Origin of the sequence: Anditalea andensis (assembly GCF_000714815.1) — a bacterium.
GTDB classification, from domain to species: Bacteria; Bacteroidota; Bacteroidia; order Cytophagales; family Cyclobacteriaceae; genus Anditalea; species Anditalea andensis.
In genome coordinates, this window is the sequence record NZ_JMIH01000018.1 from 98583 (window position 1) to 114670 (window position 16088).

The following is a 16088-nucleotide window of genomic DNA, read 5'->3' on the forward strand; positions in this document are numbered from 1 at the left end:
AAAGGTAGGCTTTGATTATGTTAATGTCCAATATCACTATAATAGCGGTAGGAAATGGATATGATTTGTAAATAGGTAGGGGACCATATGTTAAATATGGGCGGTATGCCAAGTTTAATGCTCTTCTAATGTACAGTTTACAATACCGATACCCATATGCAGGCAAAAAAGAAAGGTAGGTTTATGACATCGGTGTTTTTTTTTCTGCTGCGGCATAGGCAGAGGGGATCATATTGTAAGCTGCCTTAAAGTATTTGGTAAAGGTTTTAGCATTATTAAAACCTACCTTATAAGCTACTTCCGACACGGATAACTGGCTCTTTTGTAAATATTGTAAAGAGCGCTGAAGTCTCATACACCGGATAAATTCTATTGGTGTTTTGCCGGTAAGGGTAGAGAGTTTATTGTAAAGATGCACTCGGCTCATCCCCATCTCCCTGCTCAGGAATTCCACAGAAAAATCCGGATCAGAAAAATTCTCCTCTACTATTTTCATTACTTTAACAATTAATTTATCATCCATGGAGGTAATTTCTGCCTGACTGGTCTGAATACTTACCTTTTTCTCGTATTTCTGTTGCAGTAGCTGGTTTTGTTTGATAAGGTTATTGATCCTGGAAAGCAGCAGATCAAAATTAAATGGCTTAGTTACATAATCATTTGCCCCAATATGCAGCCCTTCCAACTTTTGGTCTTCTCCGGTAAAGGCTGTGAGCAAAATGACGGGGATATGGGCAGTACGGGGATCATTTTTGATTTTTTTACATAAAGCTATGCCATTCATTATCGGCATCATCAGATCACTGACTATCAAGGCGGGCATACCAGCCAAAGCTATTTTCCAACCTTCTTTACCATTTTTAGCTTCCAATACCTCAAAAAACTCTTCAAGACCGGTCTTTAAGTACAACCTGAAATCATCATTATCTTCGATTAATAATACCGTTAATTTCTGTAAATTGACATCATTTGAACCTGTATCCGTAGCTGGTTTATCTGTGGTTTCCCTCACTATTCCTGTAAGTTCAGAAGTATTGTTAGCCAAACCCTTTTCTACTGTTTTTAGTGGAATGGAAATCTTAAATGTACTGCCTTCCCCAGGAGTACTTTCCAGTTGAATGTTTCCGCCATGAAGTCTGACAAATTCTTTGGTGATAGAAAGACCTATACCACTTCCCTGATTGACCATACTATCCGGTACTTCATGTGTATAAAAACGTTCAAAAATCTGTGCCTGTCGGTCCTTCGGTATGCCGATCCCCGTATCCTTTACCCATATCGTCAATTCACTTTTTTCATCGTCTTCAGGAATATTCCTACAAAATACCGCTACAGTGATTTCTCCTCCTTCAGGAGTAAATTTAAAAGCATTGGATAATAGGTTAAAAAGTATTTTTTCCAGCTTATCTATATCGAAGAATGCTATTAAGCTTTCCGTATCCGATTGAAATGATAAACTGATGGCTTTGTTTTGGGACAATTCATTAAATGAATAAACGGCCTCCTTCAAAAACTTGATGATGTTTCCTTTGGAAAGGTGTAGTTCCAGTCCCTCTACTTCTATCTTTCTAAAATCAAGCAGCTGATTTACCAAGTGTAGCAGCCTACGGGCATTTCGATGGATCATCTGGAACTGGAATTTTTGCCGATCATTGTTGGGCTCCTTTAAGATTTTTTCTATAGGTGCCATAATGAGAGATAGCGGCGTCCTAAATTCATGGCTGATATTGGTCAAAAATCGGATTTTCATCAAATCCAACTCGTGCAGTTGACGTGATTCCCTTCTTTCCTGCTCTATCAGAAACCGGTTTTTTGCTTTAATCAATAGCCATCTTCTGGACATGTATAGCATTCCTATGATCATAACGAAGTACACAAAATAGGCAGTTGGTGTAAGCCAAAAAGGCGCTAGCACTGTAATATTTAATTGTGCGGGTACTGCTGACCATACACCATCATTATTGGCTGCTAATACCTGCAATGCATAAGAACCAGGATCGAGATTGGTATAGGTTACCTGCCTATTATTACCGTCCAAAGTTATCCACTCTGTATCAAAGCCCTCCAGTTTATATTTATACATATTCTTTTCAGGATGGAAAAAATTTAAAGCAGCAAAACTCACAGAAAAAACATTTTCAAAATGCTTTAAGGTAATTTTTTCAGTATTTTGTAAAGAAGATTCCAAGATGGCCCGTCCATTGATCTCTTTTCCTACCGATAATGACTTATTAAACAGTTGAAAATCGGTAAAAACCACAGCTGGAGAATTTTTGTTCGTTACCAATAACTTTGGATCAAAAATATTAAACCCGTTTGGCCCTCCAAAAATCATTTCCCCTTTCTTGGTCTTATATGCCGCATTTTCATTAAAAGCATTATCTTGAAGTCCATCCAATTCATTATATCGTAGGATTTCATATTCATCGTCATTATTATACTTTAAGCTAGCAAGCCCATTTGGAGTACTCATCCATATCTGACCCTCATTTTCTAACAGCGTCAGCACCGTACTATGAGGAAGTCCATCCCTATCAGTAAAATTTTTAAAGCATTGGTTACGGGAGTCATATAGACTTAATCCTCCCTGAGTACCTATCCACATATTGCCTTTATGGTCATGTAAAATGGAAAGCACATTATCGTGGACCAGACTTTTATTTTTATGTATTTCGTGAGAAAAATGCATCACAGATCCTGACTGAGGATTTATTATATCCACCCCAGAAGTTCCCCCCACCCAGATTCTTCCTTCGCGGTCCTCTTCAATAGCAGCTACATAGGATGCATTCAGCATGCTATGGCCGTCTTTAATGGGTGGATCTGAAAATTGTGTAGAGCCACCCTGTAAGTAATATATACCATTTGATAAAGTTCCAATCCAAATATTACCTTTTGAATCTTCAAAAAGCTCCCATATATTTTCATCCAGTAATCCGGGGCCATCCCTTGTTATGGGGGAAAACTGTTTACCGTCATACCTTATCAACCCTCCAAAATAGGTACCTACCCAAAGCCTGTCATGGCTGTCATACAATAAGCTAACGACTACATCGCTACTTAATCCATGTGAATTTTGCTGTGTAAATTGGGTAAATTTCTGATTACCACGGTCCATAAAAATTAATCCTCCCCCATTTGTCCCAATCCATAGGTTACCATATTTATCTTCCACAAAACGGTTGATGTCATTAAATGGAAGGCTTTCTTTACGGGATTTATGATGTCTATAATGGGTGAATCTGATATTGTTTTTATGAAAATAATTCAGGCCATTTTTATAGGTCCCCACCCATATGATCCCTTCCTGATCTTTGTGAAGGGCATAGATGCTATTTTGTGACAAACTATTAGGGTTCTCGTTGTCTTGCATGATATGCCTCACCCCAAAATTGCTTTTATCCAAAAGGTTAATTCCTCCATGATCAGTGCCTATCCAGATGTTACCATCTTCATCTTCTATCACGGCACTTACCAAATCAGAGTTTAGCCTATGGCCTTTACTTTCTTTATGGATATGATGTATTTTATTCTCTTTGGCATTAAAATAAAAAACACCTCTTCTTTCATCAGGCAGATATATCCATATATCCCCATCACGATCTGCTAAGAGTTTATAAGAGAAATATTCTTCAGAAAATAAAGCATTTATACTGTAGTCCCGAAAGAGGATTTGCATGGAGGCACCATCTCTTTTCTCCAGTACCCCATTGGTGTAAATGACCCATTTATGTCCATTCATATCTCTTACAATATGAGATACGCCCCCATCTGAATCGGAAGGAATAATGAAATTATCCGTTTTATGATGCTCCGGATCATATCGGCTCAATCCGCCATTCTTATGCAAAAACCAAAACTGGCCACTATCATCCGCAATTATCTCTTCCAATTCATGATCTATAAGTTTATATGGATCCAAAAAAGGTGTTAAGTTCTCAGAAAATTGTTCCAGCCTGGCATCATATACATTTAATCCATCTAAAGTCTTTACCCAAAGATTATCCGCAGGATCTAAAAACAGTTGTTTTATAGCATTGGAATTAATAGTAGTAGTATCTGCCGGATCATGTTTATACACTTTTACATGATATCCATCAAACCTATTTAAACCCGAAGCCGTACCAATCCAAAGAAATCCTGTTTTGTCCTTTAAAAAGCTATTCACCTGATTATGAGATAATCCATTTTTTGTACCCAATTTGGTAAACCTATAGGGATCGGTGTCATAGGGAGACTGCTCACCATATACCCCAAAAGATAGAAGCGCAAAACAAATAGAATTTAAAAACAGAAAGTACTTTACCATTATTAAATTTAACATTTCCACTAATGTAATCAATTAGAAAAAAATTATGACGCACGAACCTATTATTTTGAACAGCTTAAGGAAAAAAAATTAATTAAGTACCTAAAAACCCAATAGTAGATTTTAGCAAGGTTATCATGTAAACGTTAAATTGATTCAATCATATTCCTGAGGAACATACTGGATTTCTGTACTTGTATCAATGCTTCATCAGAAGTAAATTATAACTTAAATTCCACGCACCATAGAAGCATCAGCCCCATAAAAAAATGGGAATCATTTATTTAGGTCCATATTTTGCTCCAATTGGGAATTATGATCAGCTTTTGAAATAAAAACTGAAATATTATGGGCTTTTAACTTGATCTTAAATATCCTATAATTTAAAAACTACCCTAACCGCTGATGTTAAACGGTTTTTTATATTTTAATCTTTCATAATTACACACTACGTATGGCAAAATTAGGAATCAGCAAGATAAACAGCATACTAATAATGGTTCTTGCCCTAATAGCAATTTTATATTTAGGTGAATCTTTTTTAAAACCCATTACCTTGGCATTTTTTTTCGCCACATTAATGAAACCCGTTTGTGTATTATTTGAAAAATGGGGAATTGGAAGGGTAATTGCATCACTTCTTTGTACGGTAATTGTATTTTTAAGCGTATCAGGTTTGATATTTTTAATTGTCCGTCAAGCTTCTGAATTTGCTGACGATCTACCAGAATTAGCTGAGGAAATAAAAGGATTTATACCCGAAGTACAGAATAAAATTGCCAGTTCTACAGGCGTATCCACTACCCAGCAAAGTCAAATGTTCGAGGATCAGTCCGATGGTATATTTGAAGGATTACAAACATATGTACAGGGAATATTGCAGAATACATTTACCACCTTCGGCCATTTTTTCCTCACCTTGGTATACCTATTTCTCTTTTTGATCCACAGATCAAAGTTTAAAAAGGTCATCTTAAAATATATACATCACAAAAATAGAGAAAATGGACATAAAGTGATAGATAAAGCTGCCTCTGTATCCCATCATTATCTATGGGGCAGAATTAAGGTGATGACTATATTGGGTATCATGTACCTGATTACTTTTTTGGTATTTGATATTCGGTATGCCTTGCTATTTACTATTCTGGGCGCCCTGATTACTATTATACCATACATAGGTCCTCTCCTGAGCGGAGTATTGCCTGTAGCATTTGCTCTTCTGGAAGGTAACGACACCTCCTTTATGCTTCTTTTTGCCACAGTTATATTGATCATACAACTGATAGAAAGCTATATATTGGAGCCGTGGATTATTGGTAATGAGGTCAGTCTTACACCCTTGTTTATCATCATAGCCATCATAATAGGCGGAATGCTATGGGGCATACTGGGAATGATATTATTTGTTCCCTTATTTGCCATCGTAAAGATTATTTTTGATCATATTGAAAAATTCAGACCGTTGGCTTTTTTAATGAGCAATGTGGATGATGCCAGCGTAAGCAATAGGCTTAAAGAAGAAAAGGAGTACCTTACATAAGAGCTTCATAGCCTGCTGAGACACTTTTGTTAATACAGCATAACCTCGCATAATAATAATATCTGCAAACATCTTATAACTTACCTCATCAGGAAGTGCATGTTTGGCTATATCGATCATCGTCAGCTAATGTCGCACTCCTTTTCTTTAAGTATATTCATATTCAATTTCCTTCTATGGTTTTTGATATCTTTCAAATACCTTCTTCGCCCAATAAAGTGGACGGTTTTACTTTTTGAGATCGCTGAAGCTTAAAACCTTCAATGGCATATTTTCTGATATGTTCCTGCATTTCTTCCACTGAATCCGTCAGAAGAAACAGGTCAAGGTCTTCCTTGTTTATAGTACCGTACTCTGCCATGTATTTTATATGTGCATAGATGTGCCTATGAAAATCGCTACACATCAATACCACGGGGAAGGATCTCATCACTCTGGTCTGGATAAGGGTAAGCGCCTCAAAAAACTCATCTAAAGTTCCAAAACCACCAGGGAGTACTACAAATGCATAACTGTATTTGGACAAAAGCACCTTTCTGACAAAAAAGTACTTAAAATCCATAAATCTATCCAAATAGGGATTTTGAAACTGCTCAAAAGGCAAAATGATATTGCAGCCGACAGATTTACCCCCTACATTTTTGGCACCTCTATTGGCGGCTTCCATTATTCCTGGTCCTCCGCCCGTCATCACAGTAAAGCCCATCCTACTGACGGTTTCGCCCACCTTTACACCTAACTGATAAAATTTATCATTTTCTTCAAACCTAGCAGACCCAAATACCGTGACGCATGGCCCCACAAAATGCAGCATTCTTAATCCTTTTATAAATTCACGGGCTACCTTCCATACAAATTTCAGGTTTTTGATCCTGGTCTGAGGGCCTGCAAAAAACTCTTTTTCATCCGGATGCGCCAAAGGATGAAATTCATCTATTTCTTTTTTCATCTGTCTATAATTTTGTTAAAGATCATAACTTGTCCCATACAGAAGGTCGAGAGGAAAGCTGTACTGAATGCTTCCATATATCGTAACTTCTGTTCTATTCATAAATTGATACTGGTAATTGAGAGGTACATTTGATAATAGTGGAAATGAGGTTAAATAAGTACGGCTACATTCAATTATTGTTTATGTTGAAATACATTAGAACCCATATTCTTCTTAAACATAATGAAAAGAAGAGAGTGCTAAAAACACCATTCATTCAAATACCATACAAAAAGACACCAAATTGAAAAATACGTAAAGCTTTTTGAAAAAAGACAGGTAAAAATTTAATAGCACCAAAACAGTATGGCTAATTCAGGTTAATTCAGTTCGAGTAATACTAATAAGTTAATGGAACTGAACCCCATTAGGGATCAATAATTTAAATAAGAAAAATCAATTCAAAGCAATAGAGGCATACATAAACATCTTAGGTATAAGATTTTTATGTATTTAAGCTATCATTAACATCAAACTATGTCCAATAATAACCTTATAAAAAGGATGCCTTCAAATGATCACCCTCAAACTATTGAAGCACTATCAGCGGATGTACGGTAATGAAATCACCCAAAAAGTCAAAGAACTGACTGCCGGTGAGATTAAGATCACATAGCCCATGCTCCATCAGCAATATCTTGGAGACAGCATAGCTGGAAGCGTAATAGTATCTGGCATATTTCTTTTACCGTTGCTCCAAGTTTGCAGGGGAAAATATGCCAGAGAGTTTAAATCTTACCGGAAATATGCTTCGTTACGCCAGCGTATCTATATCCTCATGCCTTTTGGAGGTAGGAATCCAATTTTTATTTCTGTTTACCAGCAGATTAGGAAATATTAATATGGGGAAAATTGCATTTATAGGTTACTGGGTGTGGTTGGCCATCGCTATTGTATTTTAACATTTTGGATATTGGTTTGTATTCGAAAAAGTCTGAAGAACAGCATGGCCAGAACAAAAAAGCTCAAATATATTTACCAAACCACATAAATTATAAATTCAGTTACTTTAAACTTTAATCAGAAAAGCCGATTAAAACATGGAAAGCAAATCCTTTTCCAAGAGCATTACTAATTATATCTAAGCTTAACAGTAATCCCAAAAACACCATAGGCCTGTCCATAAATGTCCTAAAGCCAGAGCTATTGCCTAATATGGGCAATAAATCCAAAACAAGATATTTTTAACTGGCTTAGGAGGTCCAATTAATGTCCGTTTTATGTTTTCATTACAATATCTTCAATGCGAGAAATATTGTACCAACTTAAAATATATAGTTGATAGCAATACTTTATAAACTGTAGCCACCTATAGCGTGACAATAAGACAAATAAAATGATTTAAATATCGCTATCTTTAACTTTTCCACTTTCTATGCAGCATATGATACATAATTTTCTTTTTCCACTCTTAGTTTTTTTTCAGTTTCACATATCGGACATAAATAGTGTGCAACCAGTCGGATTGATAGAAACCCCATTGGGAAACATCTACATCCTATTTCATGAACAGACGCCAAATCATAGAAAAAGCTTCATCCAACTGGCAGAAGCAGGCTATTGGGATTCTTTGACATTCAACAGGGTGATACCAAATTTTGTAGCTCAGGGAGGATGTCCTGATACGGAAGAAGGATTTAACGATCCTGAGTATCTACTATCCCCAGAATTAGACAGTGACCTTACCCATATCTACGGAGCAGTAGGTGCGGGCAGGGATGAAAACCCAGGAAAAGTCTCGGCTACCTGCCAGTTTTACATCGTCCAGAATCCAAAAGGACTGCATAGACTAGATGGGGACTATACTATTTTCGGACAGGTAATCAGGGGGATGGATGTCATCGACCAAATAGTGGGCATACCTACTTCAGCAGAAAACACACCTATCCGACCGATATCTATGATTGTCAAAATTCTTCAGATGGAGGAAAAGGAAATAGATAAATTAAAAGCAGTGGATAAAATTATATAATAAGAATCAAGCATGACGAATACGGTAAACAACCGTATGCCTTCCCGATACTCAAGATAGTACGGGGCACCGGGAAAACCACGCTAGATTCCATCATTAAATTTGCTACGGGACCAGTTATGACCTATGAAAAACAAAAATATAAACAAATGAAATCGAGCAGGAGGAAAACCTCACACACTGGCATGATTATAGGCCCTAGCGAGATTCCATCCCGTTTCCTTCGTCACGGGAGAAGTTATGACGGTTAAAAAACAATAATAAACAGATGAAACAAACCATCAAAATACTAATAGTCGGTTGTGGCAACATGGGTGCTTCACATGCCATGGCATATCACATAATGCCGGAATTTGAAATTTGTGGTCTGGTATCCAGAGGAAACAGTAAAAATAAACTCAACGAAAAGTTGGGGAGCAGTTATACCCTATTTTCGGATTATGAGGAAGCTTTGCACCGATCCAAACCGGATGCCGTTTGTATCTCTACCTATCCGGATACGCATGAGGAATTTGCTATAAAAGCATTAGAAAACAATTGCCACCTGTTTATAGAAAAGCCCATAGCAGCAACACTTTTAGGGGCAGAAAAAATCATATCAGCGGCCAAAAAGACAAATAGAAAAGTAGTAGTTGGCTATATATTACGTCATCATCCCTCCTGGCAGACGTTCATCACCGAAGCACAGAGGTTGGGCAAACCTCTGGTAATGCGCATGAACCTCAACCAGCAGAGCCATGGCTACATGTGGGATGTACACCGTAACCTGATGAAAAGCCTGAGCCCTATAGTAGACTGTGGCGTCCACTATATAGATGTGATGTGCCAGATGACCCGATCCAAACCAATATCCGTATCCGCAATAGGTGCCAGGCTGACAGAGGATATACCAGAGGACAATTATAACTATGGGCAGTTGCAGATCCGATTTGAGGATGGGTCGGTAGGCTGGTATGAGGCAGGCTGGGGCCCTATGGTGTCTGACAATGCCTTCTTTATCAAAGATGTATTTGGTCCCAAAGGTGCTGTATCCATCCAAGCAAAAAATGCAGGTTCGGCTGGTAAATCAGATGACGTAGACTCCCACACCAAAACAGAAAGTATTAAAATCCACCATTCGGAAATAGATGATGAAAACAACTTCACCAAAAAAGATCAGTGGATCGATCTACAGGATGAACCCGACCATCAGGAACTTTGCAATAGGGAACAGCAGTATTTTTTAAATGCTATCCAGGAAGATTTTGATCTGGCAGAACATTTAGAGGATGCGTATAATAGTCTTAAAATTGCATTTGCCTGTGACGAATCCATACGTACAGAAAAAACAGTTTATCTTTAACCTACTTAAACAACTGTTTATTCCATTTCATATAAAACTCCATAAGCTGTAAATACTTCTTTGTCTCCTGCAAATGATTAAATTTGTCTTCAGGAGTCTGATCAGACCTCAGGGCATGTACTTTGGCCCGAATATTTGCTCTGAGGCACTTGTAGTAATTAAATATAGCACTGTCTTCTGCTATTTCAAAACAAGGAACTGCCTGCGTATAATGCGCCAAGAAACTTTCGGAAAGATCATACCGATCATGAACCTCCAGCTCCATACACAGAAAAGCTACTTCATAAAGTAAGTCTATCTGCCTAAAAGATTCATTAAATTCTATCCCATCAAATAAGATAGGCGTATCATATAAGAAGATATTTCCGCTATGCAGGTCCCCATGCACGTCCCGCTGAAACCCAATCTTCACCCTCTCTTCCAGTCTGTGTTGATAAAGAACCAAAAATTGATCACTCCAAACCATCGATGAAGTAATAATGTCCCGGAAAACAGTTCCCAGCTGAAATTCCACCAACGCACCAACTTGTTCTAAATCGTTGAAAAGACCGGAGGATTCAGATAGGCTAAATGGATGGTATGTCATATCTGCATTGTTATGAAATGAACCGATCAGCTCAGCCAAGGGCTTCATTGAATCGCTACTGACAGCTGATTTTTTAAGAAGTGTGTCCATTTGTTTGGCACTATCCATTCTTTTCATCTTTACGGCATAATCCATTATATCCCCAGCTTCTCCGCCCAGTGACCATTCCCCATTATTTAATGTAACAGGAACCACACCCAGGTAGATCGGCGAATACCGACTGTTCAATATGATTTCTTTCTCACAGTTGCCTTTTCTTAAATCAAGAGAGGTATAATCCAAAAAAGAAAGTTTTATTGGCTTTTTGATTTTATAAGCCAAATCATCTGTCAGAATTACCCAAGAGATATGTGTATCTATTACATGCCCATTTAAAGTCTGGGCACCAGTTTTACCCCTTTTAGCCAGTTCAAGTACCTCAGTTTCCGTCATGGCTTTCCTTTATAAATAACGATGCCTTTTCCAGCATTTCTGAAATATTGGAATCCCTGGACTGAAGCACTAGATGTGGTCGACTGATAGGTTCAAACTCCCGCTTGACTTTTAAATAAATACTAAAATCGGCATCACTGTCGGCCCGGGGTTCACTGATCCTTTTTCTTATCAAATCCTCTTCTGCAAAAACATGGATGATCAGACAAAGCGTATGATGTTTCTCTGCCAGTTCATAGAAAAGCCTACGCACCGACTTTAAATAAAATGTAGCATCAAGTATTAGATCATGGCCCTGTATAAGCAGCTTTTCAGCCATGCAAACCATCTGATCATATACTTCCAATTTATCTTCTAAATTGTATCTTGAGCCAATACTCAGCTTCCGGATGTTATCACTGCTCAGATATTGACCGCCGAGGCCAACAGAAAGCTCTTGGGCAAAATAACTTTTACCTGATCCCGGGAGACCGGCTACTAGTATCATCATCAAAATAAGATCATGGTGTGCATGATTACAATTTAACATATTCAAAGGACTATAGAAATTCTAAAGCAATATTTTTAACCATTTCCTATCCTTGAGATCAATCAGGTCTTATCATGATCTATATCATTTATTTAACCAATTGATATTATGATATTTAAATAAATTAAATGATTCTCCTTATCAGGTATAGATTTCATAAAATCAGCAAAAATATTATTCCAGATATAAATAGTAAGAAGATGAAAAGGATACTAGTCCCCGTAGATTTCTCAGTATATTCAGAAAATGCATTTAAAAGTGCTCTCAAGATGGCAGAGAAAAGTAATGCCAGCATTACCTGTCTTAATGTGGTAAATTCCACTATAGATTGGAACAATCTATCTCCAAAGGCCAAAGCTAGACATCAGGACATCCTCGATTCGGAAGCAGAGGCAAAAGATAAGTTACAATCATTTATAAAAGATCATAAAACCAACGAAACCCCTGTGGAAGCGGTGGTGGAAGTAGGTATTCCAGCTGCTCAGATTTTGGAGATAGCCGGAAGGCAAAATGCAGACCTGATCGTCATAGGAGCCTATGGCATAGGTCATGAACCAGGTAAATTTATCGGGTCTACCCTACAGACAGTCATGAGAAAAGCCAATTGCCCGGTGCTCGGTGTAAAGAAAACAGTCAATGGAAATGATCTGAAAAAGATCACCTTTGCCTCTTTGTTCAGTGAGGAGAGTAAGCCTGCCTTTGGCCGGATCAAACCGATCATAAAATCCATCGGCTCTTCGGTGCACTTCCTGTACATCAACAGTCCCCATACCTTCTCTACCAGTGAAAAAATGGAAAAACTGATGCTGGACTTTAAAAGTGGACAGGAAGACCTTACCATCCACCAGCATATCTATAACCATGACGAGGTGGAAAATGGCATTATCGCCTTCAGTGAAGGTAAGAAAACAGGCATCATAGCAATAGTTGCCAAGCAGAGGAGAATGGCTGCCTACCACACAGGCGTCACCGAAACGGTTTTGTTCAAATCAGATATACCGGTATTGAGTGTGAAAATGGAAGAGTAAAAAAGGATGCAAAAAATAAAGCGGTAAGAAAACCTGATCATCTTACCGCTTTAAATTAATCTGTTCCAATTATAATATAATAAAATTGTAATTATTAAGTAGCTTTTTGATGCTATAATCTATATACTATCACCTTGGTACTATACTATTTAACACTAATATCACGGTACCAATATACCTTCGCCCCGTTTATGCTTTACACGCACAGCGTAAGCCTCACAGATATCCTTCATCAGATGTGGCCCTTCGAAGATCATCCCGGTAATGAGCTGCAGCAGATCTGCGCCTGCCTCCAGCTTTACCATGGCATCAGATACTGTAAGAATGCCGCCACAACCGATGATGGTGAATCTACTGCCCCAGTGCTGCTTCGTCTGGCGGATCAGTTCATTGGATAGATGAAAACAGGTTTTTCCGCTCAGTCCGCCCCGGTATTCTTTTGGAGCCTCCTCGGGATAGACCGCATCTTCATAGTTTTTATTCAGATTTCCGATCACCACCCCATGGATGTTGAATTCATCCAAAACCATTAGGAGGCTGTTAAACTCTTTCCATTCGGTATTGATGGGCATCTTTACATACATAGGCTTGGCGTGTTTCACAGCCGTCAACTTTTCGAGCAGCTTCCGCAGCCTTTCGGGCTCTGCAAAATTTTCGCCTCCATGCACATTTGGGCAGGAAATATTGATGGTATAGAAGTCACCGATATTTTCTTCTGCCAGTCTTTTGAGGGAATAGTGGTAATCGGCTATTCCACCTTCCAGAGTGGAACCTCCCTCATCGTTGGTTTTTGCAATGCTGATTCCCCAGACAAACCCCTCAGGCTTTTTTATACCTTTAAGTCTTTCTATGATCTTGTCCACCCCCTGATTACGCAGGCCTTTATACACCACCAGAGATTGGGATTTTATCATGCGCTGTAACCTGGGTTTGGCATTGCCTTCGCAAGGTCTGGCAGTGACAGAACCTATCTCATCCGCTCCGAAGGCCAGGCAATCCAGTACATGGGCCAGCTTGCCGTTATAGTCAAAACCTGCGGCCAGTCCGACAGGTGATTTATAGGTAATACCGTCTACCGTCTTGGAAATATCCGGACCTTTGAAGCCATACATGGAAGATAGCATTGCCCTCCCGGCACCTACCTTGCCCGCCACTTCCCCGAGGTTCACAAAGGCATCATGGATAAACTCCGGATCAGTCTTGAAGAGAAGCGGCTTCAGCGCTTTTTTATACAGAAACTTGATCATGATTTCTACTGTTTAAGTAATTGATAATGTTCTTTTACTACTCTAAATTTCGGTATTTCTAAGGGTAAAAAATATGACGAAAGTCAGGAGATGGGGATTATTTGTCGGATGACGGATGTCAGATGAAGTACGAAGTACGACAGTGACGAAAATAAAGTAAGAGGTGAAAAGTAAGAAGATGAGATTGAACACACAACTGTGCCGTAGGTACGGAATATTTTTAGAGATAATAAATAAAGCTTCTCACCGTGTGGCCTGCCTGCAGTAGGTAGGTACGGAATATCAAAGCTTTGCACCTAGCAGCCAAGGTATTGAAATAGAAGGAAAGTTTAATAAAAATCATTAGCCTTTGATATCATTCCGTATATTCATAATTAAAAGCTACACAATGGATTTACAAACTAGAAAAATAGAATTCGTTCAGGAATTCCTAAAACTTCAAGATGAAGAAGCTGTGGCCCGACTTGAAAAATTATTGGAAAAAGAAAAGAAAACCGATAATATGAAACAGGTGAAACCGATGACCAAAGAAGAGCTGAACCAGCGAATTGATCAATCAGAATCAGATTTTAAGAACAATCGGTTTAAAACTACTTCGGAATTACTTTCTAAATACAATTAATAGATTGCAGAACCTTTGGCTCGTATTTGTCCAAATGTTGAAATAAACAATCAACGCTATTTACTTCATTATTCATCATTCTATATCCAGACTTTGAAGATTCGTAAAAAAGTAAAAATGTCGAATGATGAATGACACCCTGTCGATCCCTGATTAGTGTTGACCGTTTTGTAATTGGTTTTCGTTATTAAATATAGTCATTATTGGTCTGTTTTCCCTGCTGTAAGTTGACCACTCTTTTTCAAACTGTAGAGGGGTTAGCTTATTCAGGCTTTTATGTAACCTTTTGGTATTATAATGATTAACAGCCCTCTCGACATTTTTGGCTATTTGACTATATGTTGAGGGCTTCCAGTGGCTAAGATATTCGTCCTTTATTGTCTGGTTTATTCTTTCAGCATAGGCATTATCTTGGGCGGTTAGCCCCATACTTATTTGACAACATTCAGCTAGTAAAATATTGATATACAGTTCATAAACATATTGACTACCTCTATCCGAATGATGGATAAGCGGAGGTTTATTTTCCTTGAATGCCATTTTTAAGGCTGCTACATTTGCCGTTGCACGCATATGGTCCGAAACCTGGTATCCTACAATCTTTCTTGTATATACATCCAGAATGAATACAGCATAATAAAACTTTTCTCCAACCCTAAGATAAGTAATATCGGACTGCCAAATGACTGAAGGACTGTTGACCACAAAGCCTTTTATCAGGTTAGGATAGAACTTGTTGGTCGAATAGGTGGTGCGGTGGTAGTTCTTATATCTCCTCACCCGATATCCCAGTTCCATAAATAGTTCTATAAACCTGTCTCGACCCAAGAAATCCGGCATCAGCGTATCGTACATTTTCTCCACCCCACATCCTGGGTGATCCTCCCTGAGCTGCTCAACCTCTGATATAAGGATTTGAATATTGGTATCAAAAACCTGCTGTCTATCTTTATATTGCCTATAACCCTGCTTGGTAATACCTGCCACAGCATAAAGTTTATTCAGTGAATATTTCACCTGTGCCCTGTTTTGGGTGTACCACTCGAGAGTTTGGTGCAGGAATTTTTTTTTAAGTCCATGCCCAGGTCATCTCCGGCTATCTCAATAAGTTTTTCAAGATAATCAATTTTAAGCTGCTTCTGGCCCACTGCACGCTCCAGTTCTCTGATCCTTATTTCTTGATCTTTAAGCTTTTTACTTGTGCTGTCTTCCATTTCAACGATCCTATAACCCTTTTCATTAAAGGTAGAAAATTTATAGATCCAATTATAAATGGTCTGGAAATGTATTGAATGAAGACGGCTCAGTTGAAGGACACTGAGGTTACCTTTTTCAAATTCGGCAACAATTGACTTCTTAAATTCTTCACTGAACTTCCTAGCTTTGTTGATTGATTTTAAGTTTGCTTTCATGATATAGAATTGAGTAAAAGTGGTCAACCTATATCAGGGACATACACCCAATCATAAATCCTCATTCCTAAATCA

Annotated in this window: 12 protein-coding genes and 1 pseudogene; 6 read left to right on the plus strand and 7 right to left on the minus strand. The window is 38.3% G+C overall.

The features are described 5' to 3' along the window. Positions 1 to 181 precede the first annotated feature (181 nt). On the minus strand, positions 182 to 4324 hold the full coding sequence (locus tag EL17_RS10795) for a hybrid sensor histidine kinase/response regulator transcription factor (RefSeq protein ID WP_035073768.1): 4143 nt from the start codon (positions 4322 to 4324) through the stop codon (positions 182 to 184). 481 nt (positions 4325 to 4805) lie between these two features. Between EL17_RS10795 and EL17_RS10800 the strand changes: the two genes are divergently transcribed. After that, positions 4806 to 5852 carry an AI-2E family transporter gene (locus EL17_RS10800; protein WP_240485979.1) on the plus strand — a complete coding sequence of 349 codons (1047 nt, stop codon included), beginning with the start codon at positions 4806 to 4808 and terminating at the stop codon, positions 5850 to 5852. Positions 5853 to 6045: 193 nt separating this feature from the next. Here EL17_RS10800 and EL17_RS10805 read toward each other — a convergent pair whose 3' ends face one another. After that, entirely contained in the window at positions 6046 to 6801 is a 756-nt protein-coding gene (locus EL17_RS10805; RefSeq protein WP_035073773.1) for an LOG family protein, read from the minus strand. A gap of 519 nt (positions 6802 to 7320) precedes the next feature. Between EL17_RS10805 and EL17_RS24345 the strand changes: the two are divergent. The 3 genes and pseudogenes from EL17_RS24345 to EL17_RS10820 all read left to right on the plus strand — a co-directional run. Beyond that, a pseudogene (locus EL17_RS24345) lies at positions 7321 to 7456 on the plus strand (PadR family transcriptional regulator); the annotation flags it as partial. An 837-nt stretch (positions 7457 to 8293) separates the two neighbouring features. Beyond that, positions 8294 to 8815 (plus strand): peptidylprolyl isomerase, encoded by a 522-nt coding sequence (locus EL17_RS10815; RefSeq protein ID WP_240485977.1) that lies wholly within the window; start codon positions 8294 to 8296, stop codon positions 8813 to 8815. A 268-nt stretch (positions 8816 to 9083) separates the two neighbouring features. Further along, a complete protein-coding gene (locus tag EL17_RS10820; RefSeq protein ID WP_035073782.1) occupies positions 9084 to 10157 on the plus strand; it encodes a Gfo/Idh/MocA family protein in 1074 nt (357 codons plus the stop codon). Position 10158: 1 nt separating this feature from the next. Here the strand turns inward: EL17_RS10820 and EL17_RS10825 are convergent, their stop codons facing one another. Together EL17_RS10825 and EL17_RS10830 are read right to left on the minus strand one after the other, a co-directional pair. After that, a complete protein-coding gene (locus tag EL17_RS10825; protein ID WP_035073785.1) occupies positions 10159 to 11175 on the minus strand; it encodes a hypothetical protein in 1017 nt (338 codons plus the stop codon). Next, on the minus strand, positions 11162 to 11704 hold the full coding sequence (locus tag EL17_RS10830; protein ID WP_051719952.1) for an AAA family ATPase: 543 nt from the start codon (positions 11702 to 11704) through the stop codon (positions 11162 to 11164). Before EL17_RS10830 ends, EL17_RS10825 begins: the two co-directional genes overlap by 14 nt. Positions 11705 to 11904: 200 nt before the next feature. On the opposite strand from EL17_RS10830, the gene EL17_RS10835 reads away from it, so the two are divergent. Then, positions 11905 to 12732 carry a universal stress protein gene (locus EL17_RS10835; RefSeq protein ID WP_035074055.1) on the plus strand — a complete coding sequence of 276 codons (828 nt, stop codon included), beginning with the start codon at positions 11905 to 11907 and terminating at the stop codon, positions 12730 to 12732. Positions 12733 to 12893: 161 nt separating this feature from the next. On the opposite strand, the gene EL17_RS10840 is transcribed toward EL17_RS10835, so the two are convergent. After that, positions 12894 to 13979 (minus strand): quinone-dependent dihydroorotate dehydrogenase, encoded by a 1086-nt coding sequence (locus tag EL17_RS10840; RefSeq protein ID WP_051719953.1) that lies wholly within the window; start codon positions 13977 to 13979, stop codon positions 12894 to 12896. A 388-nt stretch (positions 13980 to 14367) separates the two neighbouring features. Here EL17_RS10840 and EL17_RS10845 point away from each other — a divergent pair, with 388 nt between their 5' ends. Beyond that, on the plus strand, positions 14368 to 14601 hold the full coding sequence (locus EL17_RS10845) for a hypothetical protein (protein WP_035073787.1): 234 nt from the start codon (positions 14368 to 14370) through the stop codon (positions 14599 to 14601). Between the two features lie 153 nt (positions 14602 to 14754). Here the strand turns inward: EL17_RS10845 and EL17_RS10850 are convergent, their stop codons facing one another. Both EL17_RS10850 and EL17_RS10855 read right to left on the minus strand, forming a co-directional pair. Next, on the minus strand, positions 14755 to 15618 hold the full coding sequence (locus tag EL17_RS10850) for an IS3 family transposase (protein ID WP_164675056.1): 864 nt from the start codon (positions 15616 to 15618) through the stop codon (positions 14755 to 14757). Beyond that, complete coding sequence (locus EL17_RS10855) at positions 15615 to 16013, minus strand: transposase (RefSeq protein ID WP_035073789.1); 399 nt, start codon at positions 16011 to 16013, stop codon at positions 15615 to 15617. The genes EL17_RS10850 and EL17_RS10855 overlap by 4 nt, the downstream gene beginning before the upstream one ends. Between the last annotated feature and the right edge of the window lie 75 nt (positions 16014 to 16088).

Bases quoted from the DNA above. Each gene is read 5' to 3' on its own strand.
- EL17_RS10795 (WP_035073768.1), bottom strand. From the start codon at position 4,324: ATGTTAAATTTAATAATGGTAAAGTACTTTCTGTTTTTAAATTCTATT.
- EL17_RS10800 (WP_240485979.1), top strand. From the start codon at position 4,806: ATGGTTCTTGCCCTAATAGCAATTTTATATTTAGGTGAATCTTTTTTA.
- EL17_RS10805 (WP_035073773.1), bottom strand. From the start codon at position 6,801: ATGAAAAAAGAAATAGATGAATTTCATCCTTTGGCGCATCCGGATGAA.
- EL17_RS10820 (WP_035073782.1), top strand. From the start codon at position 9,084: ATGAAACAAACCATCAAAATACTAATAGTCGGTTGTGGCAACATGGGT.
- EL17_RS10825 (WP_035073785.1), bottom strand. From the start codon at position 11,175: ATGACGGAAACTGAGGTACTTGAACTGGCTAAAAGGGGTAAAACTGGT.
- EL17_RS10830 (WP_051719952.1), bottom strand. From the start codon at position 11,704: ATGTTAAATTGTAATCATGCACACCATGATCTTATTTTGATGATGATA.
- EL17_RS10835 (WP_035074055.1), top strand. From the start codon at position 11,905: ATGAAAAGGATACTAGTCCCCGTAGATTTCTCAGTATATTCAGAAAAT.
- EL17_RS10840 (WP_051719953.1), bottom strand. From the start codon at position 13,979: ATGATCAAGTTTCTGTATAAAAAAGCGCTGAAGCCGCTTCTCTTCAAG.
- EL17_RS10845 (WP_035073787.1), top strand. From the start codon at position 14,368: ATGGATTTACAAACTAGAAAAATAGAATTCGTTCAGGAATTCCTAAAA.
- EL17_RS10855 (WP_035073789.1), bottom strand. From the start codon at position 16,013: ATGAAAGCAAACTTAAAATCAATCAACAAAGCTAGGAAGTTCAGTGAA.